18 protein-coding genes are annotated in these 19,692 nt (G+C 72.8%); 13 read left to right on the plus strand and 5 right to left on the minus strand.

The window, feature by feature from the left end:
• Positions 1 to 617 precede the first annotated feature (617 nt).
• Positions 618 to 2,039: an endo-1,4-beta-xylanase gene (locus ABGB05_RS08510; RefSeq protein WP_347652651.1), complete on the plus strand. Its 1,422-nt coding sequence runs from the start codon at positions 618 to 620 to the stop codon at positions 2,037 to 2,039.
• A gap of 88 nt (positions 2,040 to 2,127) precedes the next feature.
• Here ABGB05_RS08510 and ABGB05_RS08515 read toward each other — a convergent pair whose 3' ends face one another.
• Both ABGB05_RS08515 and ABGB05_RS08520 read right to left on the minus strand, forming a co-directional pair.
• Entirely contained in the window at positions 2,128 to 3,273 is a 1,146-nt protein-coding gene (locus ABGB05_RS08515) for a hypothetical protein (protein WP_347652652.1), read from the minus strand.
• Positions 3,270 to 3,791 (minus strand): SigE family RNA polymerase sigma factor, encoded by a 522-nt coding sequence (locus tag ABGB05_RS08520; protein WP_347652653.1) that lies wholly within the window; start codon positions 3,789 to 3,791, stop codon positions 3,270 to 3,272. The genes ABGB05_RS08515 and ABGB05_RS08520 overlap by 4 nt, the downstream gene beginning before the upstream one ends.
• 148 nt (positions 3,792 to 3,939) lie before the next feature.
• On the opposite strand from ABGB05_RS08520, the gene ABGB05_RS08525 reads away from it, so the two are divergent.
• From ABGB05_RS08525 to ABGB05_RS08540, 4 genes are all read left to right on the plus strand, one after another.
• Positions 3,940 to 4,572, plus strand: a complete 633-nt coding sequence (locus ABGB05_RS08525) for a LysE family translocator (RefSeq protein WP_347652654.1) — start codon at positions 3,940 to 3,942, stop codon at positions 4,570 to 4,572.
• 286 nt (positions 4,573 to 4,858) lie between these two features.
• A complete protein-coding gene (locus ABGB05_RS08530) occupies positions 4,859 to 8,020 on the plus strand; it encodes a S8 family serine peptidase (protein ID WP_347652655.1) in 3,162 nt (1,053 codons plus the stop codon).
• Between the two features lie 339 nt (positions 8,021 to 8,359).
• Positions 8,360 to 8,746 carry a hypothetical protein gene (locus ABGB05_RS08535; protein ID WP_347652656.1) on the plus strand — a complete coding sequence of 129 codons (387 nt, stop codon included), beginning with the start codon at positions 8,360 to 8,362 and terminating at the stop codon, positions 8,744 to 8,746.
• A 177-nt stretch (positions 8,747 to 8,923) separates the two neighbouring features.
• Positions 8,924 to 9,151 carry a hypothetical protein gene (locus tag ABGB05_RS08540; protein ID WP_347652657.1) on the plus strand — a complete coding sequence of 76 codons (228 nt, stop codon included), beginning with the start codon at positions 8,924 to 8,926 and terminating at the stop codon, positions 9,149 to 9,151.
• Positions 9,152 to 9,229: 78 nt separating this feature from the next.
• On the opposite strand, the gene ABGB05_RS08545 is transcribed toward ABGB05_RS08540, so the two are convergent.
• Together ABGB05_RS08545 and ABGB05_RS08550 are read right to left on the minus strand one after the other, a co-directional pair.
• Positions 9,230 to 9,838 (minus strand): DedA family protein, encoded by a 609-nt coding sequence (locus ABGB05_RS08545; RefSeq protein ID WP_347652658.1) that lies wholly within the window; start codon positions 9,836 to 9,838, stop codon positions 9,230 to 9,232.
• Between the two features lie 106 nt (positions 9,839 to 9,944).
• On the minus strand, positions 9,945 to 10,232 hold the full coding sequence (locus ABGB05_RS08550; protein WP_347652659.1) for an NUDIX domain-containing protein: 288 nt from the start codon (positions 10,230 to 10,232) through the stop codon (positions 9,945 to 9,947).
• Positions 10,233 to 10,372: 140 nt separating this feature from the next.
• Here ABGB05_RS08550 and ABGB05_RS08555 point away from each other — a divergent pair, with 140 nt between their 5' ends.
• The 3 genes from ABGB05_RS08555 to ABGB05_RS08565 all read left to right on the plus strand — a co-directional run bounded on the left by ABGB05_RS08555 (position 10,373) and on the right by ABGB05_RS08565 (position 13,189).
• On the plus strand, positions 10,373 to 10,975 hold the full coding sequence (locus ABGB05_RS08555) for a TetR family transcriptional regulator (RefSeq protein ID WP_347652660.1): 603 nt from the start codon (positions 10,373 to 10,375) through the stop codon (positions 10,973 to 10,975).
• Positions 10,972 to 11,973, plus strand: a complete 1,002-nt coding sequence (gene gap / locus ABGB05_RS08560; RefSeq protein ID WP_347652661.1) for a type I glyceraldehyde-3-phosphate dehydrogenase — start codon at positions 10,972 to 10,974, stop codon at positions 11,971 to 11,973. Before ABGB05_RS08555 ends, gap begins: the two co-directional genes overlap by 4 nt.
• Positions 11,974 to 12,154: 181 nt before the next feature.
• Complete coding sequence (locus ABGB05_RS08565) at positions 12,155 to 13,189, plus strand: hypothetical protein (RefSeq protein ID WP_347652662.1); 1,035 nt, start codon at positions 12,155 to 12,157, stop codon at positions 13,187 to 13,189.
• Between the two features lie 57 nt (positions 13,190 to 13,246).
• On the opposite strand, the gene ABGB05_RS08570 is transcribed toward ABGB05_RS08565, so the two are convergent.
• Complete coding sequence (locus tag ABGB05_RS08570) at positions 13,247 to 14,644, minus strand: MFS transporter (protein WP_347652663.1); 1,398 nt, start codon at positions 14,642 to 14,644, stop codon at positions 13,247 to 13,249.
• A 106-nt stretch (positions 14,645 to 14,750) separates the two neighbouring features.
• Here ABGB05_RS08570 and ABGB05_RS08575 point away from each other — a divergent pair, with 106 nt between their 5' ends.
• From ABGB05_RS08575 to ABGB05_RS08595, 5 genes are all read left to right on the plus strand, one after another.
• Positions 14,751 to 15,272, plus strand: coding sequence for a helix-turn-helix domain-containing protein (locus ABGB05_RS08575; RefSeq protein ID WP_347652664.1), 522 nt, complete (start codon positions 14,751 to 14,753; stop codon positions 15,270 to 15,272).
• A 130-nt stretch (positions 15,273 to 15,402) separates the two neighbouring features.
• Complete coding sequence (locus tag ABGB05_RS08580) at positions 15,403 to 16,449, plus strand: L-dopachrome tautomerase-related protein (protein WP_347652665.1); 1,047 nt, start codon at positions 15,403 to 15,405, stop codon at positions 16,447 to 16,449.
• Between the two features lie 167 nt (positions 16,450 to 16,616).
• Positions 16,617 to 17,810, plus strand: coding sequence for an ATP-binding protein (locus ABGB05_RS08585; RefSeq protein WP_347652666.1), 1,194 nt, complete (start codon positions 16,617 to 16,619; stop codon positions 17,808 to 17,810).
• Positions 17,800 to 19,032, plus strand: a complete 1,233-nt coding sequence (locus ABGB05_RS08590) for a hypothetical protein (RefSeq protein ID WP_347652667.1) — start codon at positions 17,800 to 17,802, stop codon at positions 19,030 to 19,032. Before ABGB05_RS08585 ends, ABGB05_RS08590 begins: the two co-directional genes overlap by 11 nt.
• Positions 19,005 to 19,688 carry a response regulator transcription factor gene (locus ABGB05_RS08595; RefSeq protein WP_347652668.1) on the plus strand — a complete coding sequence of 228 codons (684 nt, stop codon included), beginning with the start codon at positions 19,005 to 19,007 and terminating at the stop codon, positions 19,686 to 19,688. The genes ABGB05_RS08590 and ABGB05_RS08595 overlap by 28 nt, the downstream gene beginning before the upstream one ends.
• Positions 19,689 to 19,692 lie beyond the last annotated feature (4 nt).

Here is a 19,692-nt window from a genome sequence, read left to right on the forward strand (position 1 = left end):
CAAACAACACCGCGCCGTGGCCACCCGCTACGACAAACTCGCCGTGCGCTACGAAGCCACCGCCACCATCAGCATGATCGACACCTGGCTTCGGAGACTCGAACGGCACTTATGACACACGGCCTAGTTCCGGAAAGTTCCATCGAACGGGTTCGTTCCGCACCTCCGCCGCACCCTGCCCCGCCGCCTCCGAGCTGACCAGCGGCTCAGCTTCACGGAGGGGCGGGTCAGCGGACGTCCGACCCGCTGCTCGTCCAGATCGGACCGACGTTCGTCCCGTTGAAGTTTCGGAATTCTTTCGTTAGCATCCCGAAATCGAGTCGTGTCGATGAGGTCCGCGCAGTGTGACCGGATCCGGGCCACCGGGTCACGCGCGGAAGGGCTACCTCGCGCCACCGTGTCCGGACGGCTGACGGCCGTGTCGGAGGCGCCGGCGTACGCCACCTCGACCGACCCGAACCGCGTGCGGAGATGCCACCGCCCGAGGTGCCCACCCCCGACCGTCCCAGCGGTCCGGACCGTTCACGCAGATCGACGTCTCCTGCTGAGTCGGCAGCACAGCAGGCGGTGACCCGATCACCCCGCGCCACCCACACCACCATCGAGAGGCACGAACCATGAGTTACGTATCCCCGCCGACGGGCAGACGCCCGAAGCTGCGGCAAGGCGTACGCGTCCTGCTGGTCTCGGCCGCCGCTGCGCTGGTCGCCAGCGGTACCGCGATCACCTTCGCCGGCTCCGCCAGCGCCGCGAGTACCCTCGGCGCGTCCGCCGCCGAACGCGGTGGCCGGTACTTCGGCGCCGCCGTCTCCGTGAGCAAGCTCAGCGACAGCACCTACACCACCGTGCTGAACCGCGAGTTCAACCAGATCACGGCCGAGAACGAAATGAAGATCAACGCGACCGAGCCGCAGCAGAACCAGTTCAACTTCACCAACGGCGACCGGATCGTCAACCACGGGCTCAGCCGGGGCTGGAAGGTCCGCGGCCACACCCTGGCCTGGCACTCCCAGCAGCCGGCGTGGATGGAGGCGATGAGCGGCAGTGCGCTGCGTTCCGCGATGGTCAACCACGTCACCCGGGTCGCCTCCTACTACGCCGGCAAGATCGACTCCTGGGACGTGGTGAACGAGGCGTTCGATGACGGCAACAGCGGCGCCCGCCGCGACTCCAACCTGCAGCGCACCGGCAACGACTGGATCGAGGCCGCGTTCCGGGCCGCGGACGCGGCGGACCCGAACGCGAAGCTCTGCTACAACGACTACAACACCGACAACTGGACCTGGGCCAAGACCCAGGCGGTGTACCGGATGGTGCAGGACTTCAAGCAGCGCGGGGTGCCGATCGACTGCGTCGGCTTCCAGTCGCACTTCAACAGCGGCTCGCCGTACCCGAGCAACTACCGCACCACGCTGTCCAGCTTCGCCGCCCTCGGCGTCGACGTACAGATCACCGAGCTGGACATCGAGGGTTCCGGCACGACCCAGGCGAACACCTACCGCAACGTGGTGAACGACTGCCTCGCCGTCTCGCGGTGCACCGGCATCACCGTCTGGGGCGTCCGGGACTGTGACTCGTGGCGCAGCGGCGGCACTCCGCTGCTGTTCGAGTGCAACGGCAACAAGAAGCCGGCGTACGACGCCACGCTCCAGGCGCTCAACAACGGCGTCACCCCGACCAACCCGCCGACCACGCCGCCGACGAGCGGGCCGACGAACCCGCCCACCACGCCGCCGACGCAGGGACCGGGCGGCTGCTCGGCCACCGTCTCGCTGAACCAGTGGAACGGCGGCTTCGTCGCCACGGTACGGGTGACCGCCGGCTCGTCCGGCACGAACGGCTGGTCGGTGGGGATGACCCTGCCGTCCGGTGCCACGGTCACCAACGCCTGGAACACCCAACGCAGTGGTAACAGCGGCGCGGTCACGTTCACCAACGTGAGCTACAACGGCCGGATCGCCGCCGGACAGTCCACCGAGTTCGGTTTCCAGGGCACCGGCAGCGGCAGCGGCATGAGTCCCACCTGTTCTGCCAGCTGAACCGTAGCCACCAGCCGAAGGGCCGGTGCGGAGGACGCGGTCCTCGGCACCGGCCCTTTCGTCAGCCCGGGTCGGGTGGTGCTGACGGTCACCCGCCGGTGGACGGCCACTGCGGCCAGGTCGCCGGCTCCTCCGGGTCGCCGTCGAGCCGGAGCCCGTCCACGACCCGGGTCAGCCGCACGGCGGTGATCCCCTCGGAGGCGCCGAGCTCGACCCGCAGGCCGTCGAAGTCCGGCACCACGAGCCGGGTCCCACCCGACGCTGTCGTCGACCCGTACGCCGGACGTCCGGCCAACCGCTGCTGCGCCGGAGTGCCGTCCGCCGTCCGGCGGCGTACCCCGATCTCCACCTGCCCCTGGTGATGGCCGACGGTGAGGACCGCCTCCACGAGACGGGTGAGTCGTCCGTCCGCGTTGGGCACCTCGCCGCCGGCCATGGTCACCCGACAGCCGAGCGGGATCTCCGCCGGTGACCACGCCGGCAGCCTGACCGGTGCGGAACACCGGGTGGCGGTGTCGAGGCGTACCCGGTTCGCGATGCTCCCGGCCTCGGCCGCGCGGCCCCAGCCGCCGTGCCCGGACACCTGGGCCCACACCCCCGGAGCCGCCTTCCACCGCAGGTGGAAGGCCTCCGCACGGTCGCTGCGCTGGACGTGGAGGGTGGCCGGCAGTCCGCCGACCGTCGCCGCCGACAGCTCCGGCTCGGACCAGGCGGCGGTCGGCTCCACGTCCTGTCGCTGCACCAGCAGGTCGAGCGGCCCGACCGCGCGGGCCAGGGCGACCTCGGTGTACCGCGCCCCGGCGGTGACCGCCACCCGCTCGCTGCCGGACTCCACCGCCCAGGTCACGCTCTGTGCGCCGACGGTGAACCCGTCGACCGCGAAGTGCAACACCCCCGGATCGGTGCCGACCAGCCGGGGTGCGTCCGCCGCACCCGGTACGCCGACCGCGACCGGCGGCGTCGGTGCCCGTCGACCGACCGACGGCGGAGCCGGGGTATGCGGCGCGGCCGGCGGTGGTACGCCGGCCACCCGGTCGCTGGCGGCCGGCTCCAGGACGGCGAGCCCGGCGACCGCCAGCGCGACGGCGGCACCGGCCCCGACCAGGGTGCGGCGACGACGACGTTGGAGACGGCCCCGGCGCAGGGCCGAGGCCGCCAGGTCGGCCGTGTCGACCGGGCCGCCCACCCGTTCGGCGAGGCTGCGGGCGAGGGTCCGCTCGAGTTGGTCGGTCACCGCCCACTTCCCGGCACCGGATCGGCGACACCGAGCGGACCGCCGCGCAGCGTGGCGAGGGCCCGGAGCGCGGTGGCCCGGACGGTCTCCGGGGAACAGCCCACGATCTCGGCGATCAGAACGTCGTCCAGTTCCTCGTAGTAACGCAGCACCAGGACCGCCCGGGGTCGGGGCGGCAGCCGGGACATCCGCCCCCACGTCTGGTCCCGCCCGGCCGCCTCGGATCCGGGGTCAGCCGGGCCGTGACCGGTGGCCGCCGTGGCGGGGGCGCCCGGTCGGGGCTGGCGACGTGACCGTCGGCCGAACCGGCGCCACCGACCGGCGCAGCCGGCGTCGACCAGCATCCGCCGGACGTACACGTCAGGTCTGTCCCCGGCCATCACCCGCCGCCACCGGCGGTGTGCCTTGGCCAGCACGTCCTGGACCAGGTCGTCGGCCCGGTGGTCGTCTCCGGTCAGCAGGCGCGCGAACCGGACCAGCGCGGCACCCCGGAGATGGACGTACTCCTCGAACGTCACGTCGCAGGCCCTTCCTTCGGCTCCCTCTCACCCCCTCAGACGTAACCGGGGCCTCCTGGTGTTGGATGGCGCCGGCAACTTTCTGCGTCACGTCCGAAGGGCGGGAATTCACGGGTACGACGCGGCGCCCGACGGTGAGGATCCGAGCGTGCCGATCGACCATCATCTGCTGATCGCGTTCACCCTGACCACCACCGTCGCCATGGTCACGCCCGGGCCGGACATGCTCTTCGTGCTCGGCTGCGGGATGCGGGGTGGCGCCCGGGCCGGCCTGCTGGCCACCGCCGGGGTGGCGACGAGCGAGGCGATCCACGTCGCCGTGGCGGCGGCCGGGCTGGCCGCGCTCTTCGCGGCGGCGCCGACCGCGTTCACCGTGGTCCGGATCGTCGGCGCCGGCTACCTGATCTGGCTCGGGGTGCAGCTGATCCGACAGCGTGGGAAGGGTACGGCCGAACCGTCGCAGACCGGCGCCGGGCTCTCCGGTCGACGGGCATACCTCAGTGGACTGTTGACGAACCTGCTGAATCCGAAGATGGTCACGTTCACCATCGCCTTCCTGCCGCAGTTCGTCGACCCGGCCCTGGGCCGGGTCTGGCTGCAGTTCGCGATCCTCGGCGCCATCATGATCTTCCTGGAGTTCCTGGTCGACGGCGCGGTCGGCGTCTTCGCCGGCCGGATCGGCGGTTGGCTCCGACGCCGCCGGGCGGTACGCCGCCGGATCGACGCCGCGACCGGCGGCCTCTTCATCGGGCTCGGCGTACGGCTGGCCGTCGAGCGGTGACCGGTCGGCCGGGCGACGACGATTCTGTGGTGTCGTCGCCCGTGCCCGAGCCTCCCGGACACCGCCCCTGACCCGCGCCCCGGTGCGGCGTACGGAGGTGTTCCGTCCCAGGGGATGGCCACCCGGGCAGAAGGTTGATCTTGCTAAGCAAGATCAGTCGTAACATCCTCTGAACTTCCGCCTAACCGGCATCCGGTTGGGTGGGTCGGCACCTCCCGCTGATCCGGGAGGCGCCGCAACGTTCATGGGAGCGCTTCCATCCAGTGGAGGCGTCGAAAGGAGCTCCGTGACGAGCACAAACAGGAGCCTGCGTCGAAGACTGGCGGTACCGCTGCTGGTCCTCGCCCTGGCCGGCGGCGGAACAGTCGCCACCGGGGGTACGGCGTCGGCGGCACCGCCCCAGCCCGGCGGTACGGCACACGACCCCACCGACCTCGGCCTGGTCAAGGACGGCGACCGGATCGACCTGACCGGCGGCGCCGGCCGACGGCCGTTCGACGCCGACCGGACCCGGACACCCGGGTCCGGCACCGAGCGGCGGGCCGCCGAACCCGCCAGCACCGGCCGGTACATCGTGGAGCTGGCCGAGGAGCCGGTGACGACGTACCAGGGCGGGGTTTCGGGCCTGGCCCGGACCCGGCCGGCGGCGGGCGAGCAGCTGGCACCACAGTCGACGGCGGCGCAGGCGTACCGGAAGCATCTCGACGCCCAGCGCGCGGCGGTGGCCGGGGCGGCCGGGGTCACGGTCACCCGGACCTACACCACCGCCTTCAACGGCTTCTCCGCCAAGCTGACCCCGGAACAGGTGGCCGCGTTGCGGCGCGACCACCGGGTCCGCAGCGTCACCGAGTCCCGGCTGGTCACCACCGGCACGGCGACACCGGACGGCACCACCCCCGACACCCGGCCGAGCACCCCGGTCCCGGGCGCACCCGCGACCGCTGACCCGGCCGGGACGGCGACCGGGGAGACCACCGGCGATGCGGACGACGCGACGGCGGATCGGAGCGGCAAGCCGGGCAAGCCCGGAAAGCCCGACAAGCCGAAGCCGGGCAGCGACACCGGCGCCGGCGTGGTGATCGGCGTGCTGGACACCGGCATCTGGCCGGAGAGCCCGTCGTTCGCCAAGAGGATGCCGGCCCCGGCGGGTTGGCACGGGACCTGCCAGACCGGCGCGGCGTTCGTGGTCGAGCACTGCAACGGCAAGATCGTCGGTGCCCGCTACTTCGCCGACGCGTACCTGGCGGTCTACGGCGAGCTGCCGCCGGGCGAACTGCTCTCGGCCCGCGACATGTCCGGGCACGGTACGCACACCGCCTCCACCGCGGCCGGCCTGCCGATCCGCAACGTCACCATCTCCGGCCGCGACTTCGGCCCCGTCGGCGGCGTCGCGCCGGACGCGCAGATCGCCGCCTACAAGGTGCTCTGGGGCGGCGAGGGATTCGACGAGGACATCATCGCCGGCATCGACGCGGCGGTCGCCGACGGCGTGCAGGTGATCAACTACTCGATCGGAATGACCTTCGGGGACCAGCAGCCGAACACCCCGATCGGCAACGCCTTCCTGAACGCCGCCCTGGCCGGGGTCTTCGTCTCGGCGGCCGCCGGCAACGACGGCATGAGCGGGATGATCGCCAACGCGCAGCCGTGGGTGACCACGGTCGGCGCGGCGGTCACCACGCCCAACGAGGGCACCGTCCGGCTCGGTGACGGCAGCAGGATCGTCGGCACCTCGCTCGACGTGCTGCCAGGTGGCCGCAAGCCCCTGCCCCTGGTCTTCGGCGAGCAGGCCGGCTCGCCGGAGAACGGCTCGGCGTACTGCGTGCCGGGCAGCATCGACCCGGCGAAGGTCCAGGGCAAGGTGGTGGCCTGCGCGCTGAGCAACCCGTACGACTCGGTCCAGGAACTGAAGGCGAAGGGTGCGGCGGCGATGCTGCTCTTCGACCCGATCGGCAACTTCCGGGTCAACTCGCTCTACGACTTCCCGGTGCTCTACCTGCCCACCCGGGAACAGTCGGGCACACTCTTCAACTACCTGATGCGGCACCCGACCGACGCCACCGCGCTGGTCGGCTCCGGCGGCGACGGATCCAGCGTTCCCGGCCTGCCGAGCGTCGCGGACTTCTCGTCCAAGGGCCCCGACCAGGTGCACTACGGGCTGTTCAAGCCCGACCTGGTCGCCCCGGGCAGCGACGTCCTCGCCGCGGTCTCCCCGCCGGGCAACTTCGGCCGGGAGTACGACGTGTACTCCGGCACCTCGATGGCGGCCCCGCAGGTCGCCGGCGCGGCGGCGGTACTGCGGGCCAAGCACCCGACCTGGTCCGCGGCCGCGGTCGCCTCGGCGCTGCGGACCACCGCCACCGACACCGAGGGCACCGACACCCCGCTGGCCCAGGGCAGCGGAATGCTGGCCCTGGACCGGGCCGACGACCCCGGGCTGGTGTTCGAGCCGGCCGCCGCCGACCTGGTCGCCTTCAGCGAGGCCGCCACGCCGGACGGCCGGGACCTCAACCTGCCCGCCATCTCGCTGCGCGAGTACGACGGCACCCGGCCGGTGACGCTGACCCGCAAGCTGACCAACGTCGGCGGCAAGCGGGAGACGTACCGGGCCTCGGTCAGTGGCCTGCCCGGGATGCGGGTGACGGTCAGCCCGTCGTCGGTCACCGTCGACCCCGGCAAGACCGTCACGGTCACCATCACCCTGCGTCGCGGTGACGCGCCGTGGGACCGGTACGTCACCGGGGCGATCACCTGGCACAGCCACGCCCACCAGGTCCGGATCCCGGTCGCCGCCCGTCCGTGGGGCATCACCCCCCGGCCCTACGACGACGAGCAGCTGGAGTTCGGGCGGCTCACCACCGGCGCGTTCGGCCTGCTGGAGCCGGGCTTCACCGGCCCGATCTCCGGCCGTTCGACTGGCTACACCCCGATCGAGTGGAACTCGTACTCCATGCCGGCCGGCGTCGACGGCGGCGTCTTCGACCGCAACGGCCTGGGCGTACGGGCACACACCTTCACGGTGCCGAAGGGCAGCGCCGGAATCGTGGTGCAGACCGGCACCGACGACCCGAACGCCGACCTGGACCTGTTCCTGTACAAGGGCGACAAGCTGATGTACCGGAGCGCCAACTGGCACAGTTCGGAGCAGGCGTACGTCTTCCTGCCCGAACCGGGGACGTACACGGCGTACGTCTTCGCGTACACCGCCAGCGGTCCGGTGGTCGACTACCGGCTCGGGCATGCCGTGCTCAGCCGTACCGGCCGGTACGCGCCGGCCACGCTCACCCTGCCGGCCACCGTGGAACGGGGTACCACGCCGCAGTTCACGCTCCGGCCGGACAGCCCGCTGACCGGCGACGGCGAGTACTGGGCGTACACCGAGCTGCGGATCGACGGCGAGGTGGTACCCGGGCAACTGGTGTACACCTCCCGCTTCTGGTGGCAGTGATCCGACGGCGGTGAGTGACCGGGTGGCGGTGATCAGGTCGCCCTGACCTGGCACGGCGTCCACGGCCGGCAGACGTACCGTCATGGCCGGCAAACGGTGGGACGGGACCTCCGGTCCCGTCCCACCGTCGTCTTCCGGGCGCGGCCTCGTTTTCCGGCATCACGGCGGGGTACCCCGACCGTGGGAGGGGCCCTTCCGCACCCCTGGCTGCCGCCCGGGCGACAACAAGGGACCTTCCTCTCGCCGGGAGAGGGGGTGGAGGTGGCCGGGGCAGGGCGACGACCGCGTGCCGCCACCGCGGCGGTGCTCCGCGGGGGTGCGCGCGGCACGGTGGCCGCGATGGCGATGTCCGGGGTACGGCAGGCCACCACCGCGCTCGGGATCGTCCAGCGCACGCCCCCCGAGTCGGTGCTGTTGCACACGGCGCCCGGCCTCTTCCGCCGGGTGCCGGTGGCCCGCCGGCAGGCGCTCGTCGAACTGGTCCACTGGGCCTACGGCACGGCCGGTGGCGCGCTCTTCGGGCTGCTGCCCCGGGGTCTGCGTCGACGGCGCTGGGTCGGCCCGGCGTACGGCTTCGGCTTCTGGGTGGTGTTCGAGGTCGGCCTCGCCCCACTGCTCGGCATCAGCGAACGTCGGCACGGGGTCCGGGAGCAGTTCGGCCTGCTCGCCGACCACCTCCTGTACGGCGTCGTGGTGGCCGCCTCGCCGTGGCCGCACGCCGACTGAGCACGCCCGGGCCGAGGGCCGACCGAGCACGCCCGGGCCGAGGGCCGACCGAGCACGCCCGGGCCGCACGCCGACTGAGCACGCCCGGACCGACGACAGCCAGTGCGGGCGGGGCGCGGGTTCAAGCAGGTGGGAAAGGGGAAGGCGATCGGTGGCAGCCGAGGGAGGGAGATCACCATGGGTAAGAAGCACGGCCACGCCGACAACATCGTCTACGACCTGGTTTCCATCCAGTACCACGCGCTGAAGGGTGGACAGGTCTACGAGCAGTACAAGAACGACGCCGAGGGCCATGACGACATCCGGCAGTTCATCGAACGCATCCAGCGCGAGGACATCGACCGGGCGCAGCGGGCGCAGGAACTGTTGGCGACGATCATCAACGTTCCGGTCGGCGCCCGCTGACGGACGTACCGGTCGGGCGGGCGGTGGCGAGGTCGACGGGCCGCGTGCCGGGTCCGCCGACGGTGCTGGTGGAGGCGGCTACCGGTGCCGACGACGGCGGCGTAACCACCACCAGACTCCGAGCGCCACGACCACCAGGGCGGCGAGGCCGGCACCGGCCTCGCCGAGGTGGTTCTCCACCCGCCGCCAGGAGGCACCGGCCAGATAGCCGACCAGCACCACGGCGGTCGCCCAGGCCGCGCCGCCGATCGCGTTGTAGAGCAGGAACCTGCGGTACGGCATGCGGTTCATCCCGGCCAGGGCCGGCACCAGGGTACGCAGCACTCCGACCCAGCGGCCCAGCAGCACCGCCACCGGTCCGTGCCGGGCGATGAACTGTTCGGCGCGGTTCCAGCGGTCCTCCCCCACCCATCGGCCCGGTCGGCTGCGCCGCAGCGGTGCGCCGCTCCAGCGGCCGATCTCGTAGCCGACGCTGTCTCCGGCGATGGCACCCACGATCGACACGATGACCATCGCGGGCAGGCTGACCTGCCCGGTGGCGGCGAGGGCGCCGCCGAGCAGCAGGGCGGTCTCGCCGGGCAGGAAAAGGCCGACAAAGGCGGCGGACTCGCCGAAGGCGAGCGCGCCGACCACCAGTAGCGCGGCCCAGCCGGAGAGCGCGGAGAGGGTGTCGACCACGCCGTTCACCGGGCCGCCGTTCAGGTACGACCGCCGCCACCAGGGGTACGACCGCCGCCATCAGGGCCGACCCGGCGAGCGACTGCCGACTGGTGGGCACCGGCCGAAACGAGTTTCACCTGGTCATCGTGCCCGAGAAATTGCGACGATACGCCGGAATCACCCGACCCTGCCGGCCCCCGCCAACTCCTACGGCCCCCCGCCAACTCCTACGGTCCCGCGCCGGGGACTCCCCGATCTCGACGGCGCCGCCGACCAGTCCCCAGCCGTCGTGGTGACCGCGGCGGTGCACCAGCAGGATCCGGCCCCTGGGGTCGACGGGCAGGACCGCGGCCGACGGCAGGAGCAACAGTTCGGTCCCGAGGTGGGCGCGGAGCCGGGCGACGTACGGCCAGATGGCCATGCCGGCCACGGTAGAGCGACACGGTTGGCCGTGCGGACGAACCAGGCCCCACGAGGACGACCACCACCGCCCGGCCCAGGTTGGTCCTCGGGAGGGACACGAGGTTGCGCTGTACCTACTGGTATGTACAGAATACTGGCATGGACTCGCGACAACTGCTGGTCGAGACGATGAGCGAGCTCATGTGGGAGCGCGGCTATGCCGCCACGAGCCCGCGTGACGTGCGCGAACGGTCCGGTCTGGGCCAGGGCAGCATGTACCACCACTTCCCGAGCAAGCGGGAGCTGGCGCTCGCCGCCCTTGAGCGCAACGTCGTCGACCTGCTCCCGGCCGCATCCGAGCTCGACGGTCCGGGCGACCCGATGGCCCGGATCGAGGCCTATCTGATGCGCCCCCGCGCCGCCCTCAAGGGCTGCAAGGTCGGCCGGATGACCCAGGATCCGCAGGTCCGCGAGGACCCGGTGCTGCTCGCCCCGGTGGCGCGGGCGTTCGCCCAGGTCCACGGCAGCTGGGTGAAGGTGCTTCGCGAGGCGGTCGCCGCCGGCGAGTTGCGGGACGACCTCGATCCCGAGCGCCTCGCCCACACCCTGATGGCCGTCCTGCAGGGCGGCTACGTGCTCGCGATCGCGCAGCAGGACCCGGGCCCGTTCGACGACGCCCGCGCCGGCGCCCTCGACCTGCTCCGGGCGGCGGCACCGTCCGCACCGAGCAACACGAACGACAAGAGGAAGAGAACGTCATGACGGTACGCATCGGCATCAACGGGTTCGGGCGGATCGGGCGCAGTTACCTGCGCGCCGCCCTGGCGAACGACGCCGACGTCGAGGTGGTCGCGGTCAACGACCTCACCGACGCCCGCACGCTGGCCACCCTGCTCGAATGGGACTCCATCTTCGGCCGCCTCGACGGCGTCGCCTTCGAGGGCGACACGATCACCGTCCGGGGCAGGCGTATCAGGGTCTTCGCGCAACCGGACCCGGCGGCCATCCCCTGGGGTGACGTCGGCGCCGACGTTGTCATCGAGTCCACCGGCCACTTCACGGACGGCGTCGCGGCGGCGGCCCACCTGAAAGGTGGCGCGCGGAAGGTCATCATCTCCGCGCCGGCCAAGGGGGACGTCCCCACGTTTGTTCTCGGAGTGAACGACGAGGGGCTCGACCCGGACAGCCACGACGTCTTCTCCAACGGTTCGTGCACCACGAACTCGCTGGCGCCGCTGGCGAAGGTGCTGAACGACTCGTTCGGCATCGAATCCGGCCTGATGACGACGGTCCACGCCTACACGGGCGACCAGCGGCTGCACGACGCCCCGCACTCCGACCTGCGCCGGGCCCGCGCCGCCGCCGTCTCGACCATTCCGACGTCGTCCGGCGCGGCGAGGGCGATCGGCAAGGTGATCCCGGAGCTCGACGGACGGCTCACCGGCGCGGCACTGCGCGTCCCCGTCCCGGTGGGCTCGATCACCGACCTCACCGTGGTCCTCCGGCGCAGCGCCAGCGTCGAGGAGGTCAACGCGGCGTTCCGCGAGGCGGCCGCCTCCCCGCGGCTCCAGCGTTACCTGCAGTACTCCGAGGCGCCGCTGGTCTCGGCGGACATCGTCGGCAACCCCTACTCGTCGATCTTCGACGCCCCACTGACCGAGGCTGTCGGCAACCAGGTCAAGGTGCTCGGCTGGTACGACAACGAGTGGGGATTCTCCAACCGCCTCGTCGAGTTCTCCGAACGGATCGCCGCCGCCTGACGCCGGACCGCACCGGCCCGGGGTGACCGACCGGCGGTGGTGACCACTGCCCGGGGGTTGGCCGTCCCGGTGGAGCCGGCCCCCGAGGTCGCCACCAGCGCGGAACCGGGAGTCGGGTGAGCGCGTCACAAAGGACAGCGCGGTGGGATGGTGCACCGGGATCTGGGGATGGGGCGACGGCATGCGCGGACCGCTGGCACGACTCCTCGTCGGGCTGCTGCTGGTGGGCGCCGTCACGGCCGCCTCGAGCGGCTGCGCCGGAAGTGGCACGAACAGGTCCGGACCACCGGTCGAGCAGTGGCCGGTGCCGACCGGACCCGCCGTACTGCGGTCGAGCTGGACCTCCTGTGCCGCGGAGGCGTTCCCGCCGGACGGGGGCACCCGGGACGGGGTGCCGCCGCAGTACGACGAAGACCCGCTGACCCTTCCCCGGCTGCCCGACAGTTTTGTCGCCACCTCGGCGGTGCTCTGCGTCCGGGCTCCGCAGCAGCGTCCCGCCGGCGGCCAGGATCTGGTCGAGTTCGAGCGGCGGGCCGAGGACGTCGGCGACCTCGTCACGGCGCTGCGGCTGCCCGACGAACCCCGTACCGACAACCCGTGCCTGCTCAATCTGGTGCTCGTCCCGTGGTTCGCCCTGCTCGACGCCGAGGGGCGGTGGAACCGGCCCGGCGTACCCCGCAACGCCTGCGGCCAGCCCCGGCGTGAGGTGACGCGGGCACTCGACCAGCTCACCCTGACCCAGGTCTCGGCACGGCCGGTGCGGGAGATCGAGTCGGCCGGCGCCGCCGCCTCCGGCTGCGGGCAGGGCCGGGCCGACACGATCGCGATGCACACCCGCCTGGCGCCGGCGCAGACCTCCGGCCGGCTCGACGGCGTCCCGCTGGGCTCGGCCCGCCAGATCCGGCTCTGCGTCTATCGTGTCCCTGCCGACCAGCAGGGCAGTACGAAACCGGCCGGCGACTTCGAGTACGGGCTGCTCCTGCCGCGGGACCGGTGGACCGTACTGCGGGCCGCGCTGGCGGACCGGGGACCGGCCCGGGAGTGTGCCCTGCCGGCAGGCCGGTTCGCACTGTTGCAGGAGGCGGGTGTTCCGGTCGGGGCGGAGGTCACCGTGGAACTCGACGGCTGCCGACGGATCCTGCTGACCGCCGGTTCCGGCGACTCGACGCTGACCCAGGGCGACGCCGCCCTCGCTGACCTCTTCCGGCCGGAGTAGCCGCCGACCGGTCTGCGGCTGGGGAGTCGGCCGATCGCCGTGGCAAGCCGCCGCCGCTCAGCCGGTCGCCACGGCGAGCCGCCGCCGCTGGGTGGCGGCCAGCACGGCGCCGAGCACCGCGACGAGCGCGGCCACGGCGACGGTGACGTCGGCCGGGTCACCGAGTCGTACGCCGCTGGAGGCGATCGAGCCGACCAGGGCCAGTCCGAGCGAGGCACCGACGTACCGGGCGGTGTTGCTGGCGCCGGAGCCCATCGCGACGTGGTCGGCCGGCACGCTCTCCACGGCCAGCCGGGCCAGCGTCGCGTTCAGCACGCCGGTACCGATCCCGGCCACGGCGAGGCCGGGCAGCGCCCGTGACCACGTACCGGAGCCGACCAGGCCGAGCAGCGCCGCCTCCCCGGCGGCGGTGAGCAGCAGCCCGACCACCAGCAGCTTCGCCGAGGAGTGACGGGCGCCGAACCGGCGCATCTGCAACGCGACGAGGAACGCCATGCCGGACCAGACGGCGAAGATCCCGGCGGCGGCCAGCGGTCCCAGCCGCATCGGACCCTGCAGTTGGGTCGGCAGGTACGACATCGGGCCGAGCAGGGCGAGTCCGGTGACCAGCCCGCCGAGGGCGGAGAGCCGGAACATCGGGGAGCGGAACAGCGCCAGCTCCAGCATCGGCTGCCGGCTGCGTCGCTCGACGACGACAAAAGCGCCGAGCAGCAGCAGACCCAGCACCAGCGGCAGCAGGACCGGGGTACGCAGCCAGCCGGTGCGCCCGTCGGTGACCGCGACCAGCAGCAGGGCGAGGCCGGCGGCCAGGGCGACGGTTCCGGCCCAGTCGACGGGCCGGGGCCGGCTCGACCGCGACTCGTCGAGCAGCCACGCCCCGAACGGTACGAGGGCGACGGCGGCGACCGCTGCCACCACGTGGTACGCCCGCCAGTTGACGAGTTCGGCCAGCGCGCCGCTGACCAGCGGCCCGAGCGCGATACCGGCACCGAGGGTGGCACCCCACCGGGCGGTGGCCTTGCCCCGTTCGGGCCCGGTACGGAAGGCGTGGCCGAGCAGGCCGAGGCCGGCCGACATGATCGCCGCGCTCGCCAGTCCCTGGAGTACCCGGGCGGCGATGAAGAGCAGGGGTTCCTGGGCGAGGGCGCTGCCCAGGCTGGCGAGCCCGAGCAGCCCGGTGCCGACCAGGAAGATCCGCCGCCGGCCGAAGTTGTCCGCGACGCTGCCGGAGACCAGCACCGTCGCCGCCAGCCCGAGGGCGATCCCGTTGATCATCCAGACCTGCCCGACCGGGCCGGCGCCCAGTCCGGCGGCGGTCTGTGGCAGCACGGTGACCGGCGCGGAGTAGTCCATCACGGCCAGCAGGGTGGCGATGCAGACCACCAGCAGGACCGCCCCGCCCGCCGACGGCCGGGCCGGGCCTCCGGACCGCGCGGCATGTTGGCGCAGCTCCATTTCCACCTCCAGGTTCGGCCCACACCAGGGCTGGGTTCAATGAACGAACCGGAAGACTACCAGACGAGGTTCGGTGAACGAACCAACCGGCGGGTACCATCGACCCGTGGCCCTGGGAAAGAACTACGAACGGCAGGACTGCTCCTTCGCCCGCGCACTGGAACTGCTCGGCGAACGGTGGACCCTGCTCCTGGTCCGGGACGCCTTCTACGGCGTACGCCGGTACGCCGACTTTCTGGCCCACCTCGACATCCCCCGGGCCGTCCTCGCGGAGCGGCTGCGCACCCTGACCGAGGCCGGGGTGCTGGCCCGACACCGCTACTCCGACTCTCCGCCCCGGGACGAGTACGTGCTGACCGAGCGCGGCCGCGAGTTGTGGGGCATGCTCCACCAACTCGGCCAGTGGGGCGAGCGGCACACCTCCGCCGGCGGGCCCCGCCGACTCTTCAGCCACGCCGACTGCGACGCGCCCCTCGACCCGCGCGGGGTCTGCGAGCGCTGCGACCGGCTCGTCCCGCCCGAGGAGGTCGAGGTACGCCCGGGCCCGGGTGCCCGGGACGACCTGCGCGACGATCCGGTCAGCCGGGCGCTGCGCCAGCCGCACCGGCTACTCGAACCGCTGCTCTGACCGGGCTCTCGGACAGCCGACAGACCGGGCCCTCGGACAGCCGACAGACCGGGCCCTCGGACAGCCGACAAACCGGGGCTGACCGGACGAAACGCTATTACCGGACTGATCCGGCGATACGCTGAACAGCATGCGCGCCGGCACCAGCGAGGACCCCCGACTGCGCCCGGTTACCGCAGCGGACCGGGTCTGGACGGGCGTGACCACCACCGGTGACGGCCGGGTCTTCGTCAGTTTCCCGTCGGCCGACGGCCCCGGGATCCAGGTCGGCGAGGTCGTCTCCGACGGTCGGATCGTCCCCTTCCCGGACGAGGCGTGGAACGAGGTCCGGCACACCCCGGACCCCCGGGGCGCGTTCGTGCACGTGAACGGGCTGCGGATCGGCCCCGACGGCAACCTGTGGATCGTCGACGCGGGCACACCCGGGTTCGGGCTGCCGGTCGTACCCGGAGGGCCCCGACTGGTCGTCGTGGCGACCGACACCGCGACGGTGCTCCGGGAGTACCCGCTCGACACGGCGGTGCACGAGCACAGCTACCTCGACGACGTACGGTTCAACGGGCCGGTGGCGTACCTGACCGACGCCGGGGCACCGGGCCTGATCGTGCTCGACCTGGCGACCGGCGAGGCCCGCCGGCTGCTGGAGCAGCACCCGAGCACCGTCGCCCGCCGACCGATGCGCGCCGACGGGGAGATCCTCCGGGACCCGGACGGCAACGAACTGCGGATCCACGCCGACCAACTGGAAGTGTCGCCGGACGGGGCGTACCTGTACTTCCAACCGGCGTCCGGGCCGCTGTACCGGATCGAGACGCGCTGCCTCGACGACCCGGCCGTACCTCCGGAGGTGGTGGCCGAGCGGGTCGAGCCGTGGGCGGACACCCCGACCACCGGCGGCACCGCCATCGACGCGGCCGGGGTGATCTACCTGAGCGACGTGGACAAGCGGCGGCTCCTGACCGTCGGGCCCGACGGTCGGGTCGAGGTCCTGCTCAGCGATCCGCGCCTGGCCTGGGCCGACGCGATGTGGCTCGACGGCACGGGCCACCTGTGGATTCCCGCCGCGCAACTGAACCGCACCCCGGGCCTGGCCGGCGGCCGGTCCGCCGTCGACTACCCGGTCTGGATCTACCGGCTGCCGGTCAACGCGGTGCCTCCGGCCAACGACCACGCCTGATCCGACCGCGGCAGCGGCCGTTTCCTGCCACGTCGAACCCGTTTCGGGGCCCCGCAGGTCGGCCACCGCCTGCTATTCTCCTGCTTCGATATGTAGCGGTACGGTCCGGTTCGGCACCCCTCGTCGGGGTACCGGCAGGTGGGTGAGCGGGGGGAGGGACGACGGAAGTGTCTGCCCCGTCCCCGCCCGAGATGCCGGCCGCCAGCGCCCTCGGCTGGGTCTACACGATCTTCCCCGCGCTGCTCCGGCTCACCTGCGGGCTCGCCTGCGCCGCCGTCGCGCTCGCGGTCCGCACCCCACCGGTCGACACCACCCTGCTGGTGGTCGCGGTGACTGTACTGACCGTCTGGTCGGCGTTCTTCGCCGGCTGGGTCGTCCGCCACAGCAGACACGCCCCGGTGATGGCCGTCGACGTTCTGCTCACCGTCGGGGCCTGCCTGCTGATCCGGCGCCTGGTGGCCGCCGAGGTGCTGCCCGGCGGGGTCAGCTGGGTGGCGATCCAGTCCAGCACCACGGTGATCATCGCCCAGTTCGTCCTGCCCACCCGCTGGTCGATCCCGGCCGGCCTGCTGGTCGCCGCCGCGTACGGGACGGGCGCGCACCTCGCCGGCGACCAGGCCGAGGCGGTCGACAACAGCGTCACCCTCGTCGTACAGACCCTCTGCAGCGCCGTACTCGCCGGGGTCGCCCGGCGCAGCAGCCGGCGCGCCGACGACGCCTTCGCCGGCTACCAGGAGGCGGCCCGGACCGCGCTCACCGCCCGGGCGGCCCGGATCGCCGAACGCCAGCAGAACCGGGACCTGCACGACACGGTGCTCTCCACGTTGACCGTGGTCGGCCTCGGTGCGGTCACCGGGCAGTCGGCGCCGCTGCGCGAGCGGGCCGCCGGGGACCTGCGTACCCTGGCTGCGCTGGCCGGGGGGCGCGAGCCGGCCGACGTACCGGCGGGCGACGCGGGCCACGACGGTGCCGACGGCGGCGACACCGCGCTCGACGAGCGGCTGCGCCGGCTGCTTCGCCGGTCACCGCAGCTGCGGGTGACGGTGGCCCTGGAACCGTGCGAGGTGCCGACCAAGGTCGCCGATGCGATCACCGACAGCGCCGGCGAGGCACTGTCCAATGTGTTGCGTCATGCGCCGGACGCCACCGCGACGGTCCGGCTGAGCCGCGACGGCGGCACCGTCGTGGTCGAGGTCGGCGACGACGGCCCCGGCTTCGACCCCGGCACGGTCCCACACCACCGGTACGGCCTGCGCGAGTCCGTGCACGGTCGGATGGCCACCGTGGGTGGACGGGCCGAGGTCGACTCCGCACCCGGCCGGGGCAGCCGGGTACGCCTGGAGTGGTCCGATGTCGGCTGACCTGCCCACCGTCTCCACCGTCGTCGGCCGGCCGGCCGAGCCCACCACCGACGGTCCCCCCGGCACGGACAGCGTCGAAGGCCCCACCGGCGCGGTCACCAGCACCGTCGAACGCGGACCCCGGCTGGCGGCGGTGCTCATCGCGTTCGGCTGGCACCTCGCCATCAACCTGCCGGCGGTGATCGCCCAGTGGGACCGGTACCGGTCACCGTGGGTGGTCGCCGCCGGCTGGCTCGGCTATGTGGTCGTCGGCGCGGTCGCCGCCCGGCACCTGCTCCGGGGAACCCGGGCGCCGGCCTGGCCGCTGATCGGGGTGCTGCTCGTCATCGACGTGGCGGTCCTCGCCTGCACCCCGCCCAACGCGGTGTTCGACTCGGCCAACTTCGGCTGGGCGACCCTCGCCTGGTTCGCGCTCCTGCTGCTCTGGGGGCGACGGATCCCGGAACTGGTCGCGGTGCTCGCGGCCGGCGCGCTCATCGCCCTGGTCGGCGTACTGGTCAACACCGACCGCGGCCCGGCCGAACTGAGCCGCTACGCGATGACCGTCTACGGCACCATCGTGCTGCCGATCGCCATGATGATCGCGATCAACCTGCTCACCGAACTGACCGGACGGACGGCCCGGGCGGCGGCCGCCCGGGACGCGCTCGAGACCGAACGGGCCGCCGCCGGCCGGGTGCACCGGGCCCGGCGCGACCGGCTCGCCGAACTGAACCGGACCGCCGGGGCGATCCTGACCGAGCTGGCCGAGGGGCGGGCCGATCCGGCGGATCCCGCCGTCCAGCGTCGCTGTGCCCTGGAGGCGTCCCGGCTGCGTCGGCTCATCGCCGAGTCGGACGACGTCCCGGACCCGCTGTTGCACGAGCTGCGGGCCTGTGTCGACGTGGTCGAACGCAACGGCCTCCAGGTCGATCTCGTCGCGGTCGGAAGCCTGCCGCCGCTGCCGGTGGAGATCCGTCGACGGCTGGCCGAACCGCTGACCGCGACCCTGGCCGCCGCCACCCGGTGGGCGCGGCTGACCGTCGTGGCCCAGCCCGACGAGGTGGTGGTCAGCCTGACCACCCCGGGGACCTCCACGGTGGCGTCCGGTCCGGCCGGCACCGGCAGCATCGACACCACCGGGGACGGCCGGACCGGCGACCCGGACCACGGGGCAGAGGTCGAGTACCTCTACGAAGAGAACGAGGACATGGTATGGGTGCAGACCCGGTGGCGGGCGTGACCTCGGAGCGGTCCCGGGTCGCCATCGCGATCGTCGACGACCACCCGGTGGTCATCGAGGGAATCCGGTCCTGGCTGGCCACCGAGCCCCGGCTGGTGGTGGTCGCGGCCGGCGACGACCCGGACGTGGTGCTCGCCGCCGACCAGCCGGCGGCCGACGTGATCCTGCTCGACCTGCGCCTGCACGGACGGACCGTGATCGACCGGGTCGCCGAGCTCAGCGGCGCCGGCCGACGCGTGGTCGTCTACTCCGAACACACCGACTCGGAGACCATCCTGGCCGTCCTGGACGCCGGTGCGGTCGCCTTCCTGGCCAAACACGAGGGACGGGAACACTGTGTACAGACCGTGCTCGCGGCGGCGCACGACCGACCGTACGTGCCACCGGCGCTGGCCGGGGCGATCGTCGGCGACCGCCGCACCGGGCGGCCGGTCCTCTCCGACAAGGAACGGGAGGCGCTGCTGCTCTGGTTCCAGTCGATGTCGAAGGCGTCGGTCGCCCGCCGGATGAACATCAGCGAACACACCGTCAAGCAGTACGTCGACCGGGCCCGGATCAAGTACGCCAGGGCGGGCCGGCCGGCCGCGACCAAGGCGGCCCTGCTCGCCCGGGCGATCGAGGACGGCCTCGTCCGTCCCGACGAGATCGGCAGTTGACCCG

The sequence above is a fragment of the Plantactinospora sp. B5E13 genome (assembly GCF_039871775.1).
Taxonomy (GTDB): Bacteria; Actinomycetota; Actinomycetes; order Mycobacteriales; family Micromonosporaceae; genus Plantactinospora.

What these genes read in the sequence shown, in the direction of transcription:
- ABGB05_RS08510 (WP_347652651.1), top strand. Translation starts at nt 618, where the DNA reads ATGAGTTACGTATCCCCGCCGACGGGCAGACGCCCGAAGCTGCGGCAA.
- ABGB05_RS08535 (WP_347652656.1), top strand. Translation starts at nt 8,360, where the DNA reads ATGGCGATGTCCGGGGTACGGCAGGCCACCACCGCGCTCGGGATCGTC.
- ABGB05_RS08540 (WP_347652657.1), top strand. Translation starts at nt 8,924, where the DNA reads ATGGGTAAGAAGCACGGCCACGCCGACAACATCGTCTACGACCTGGTT.
- ABGB05_RS08550 (WP_347652659.1), bottom strand. Translation starts at nt 10,232, where the DNA reads ATGGCCATCTGGCCGTACGTCGCCCGGCTCCGCGCCCACCTCGGGACC.
- ABGB05_RS08555 (WP_347652660.1), top strand. Translation starts at nt 10,373, where the DNA reads ATGGACTCGCGACAACTGCTGGTCGAGACGATGAGCGAGCTCATGTGG.
- gap (WP_347652661.1), top strand. Translation starts at nt 10,972, where the DNA reads ATGACGGTACGCATCGGCATCAACGGGTTCGGGCGGATCGGGCGCAGT.
- ABGB05_RS08565 (WP_347652662.1), top strand. Translation starts at nt 12,155, where the DNA reads ATGCGCGGACCGCTGGCACGACTCCTCGTCGGGCTGCTGCTGGTGGGC.
- ABGB05_RS08570 (WP_347652663.1), bottom strand. Translation starts at nt 14,644, where the DNA reads ATGGAGCTGCGCCAACATGCCGCGCGGTCCGGAGGCCCGGCCCGGCCG.
- ABGB05_RS08580 (WP_347652665.1), top strand. Translation starts at nt 15,403, where the DNA reads ATGCGCGCCGGCACCAGCGAGGACCCCCGACTGCGCCCGGTTACCGCA.
- ABGB05_RS08590 (WP_347652667.1), top strand. Translation starts at nt 17,800, where the DNA reads ATGTCGGCTGACCTGCCCACCGTCTCCACCGTCGTCGGCCGGCCGGCC.
- ABGB05_RS08595 (WP_347652668.1), top strand. Translation starts at nt 19,005, where the DNA reads ATGGGTGCAGACCCGGTGGCGGGCGTGACCTCGGAGCGGTCCCGGGTC.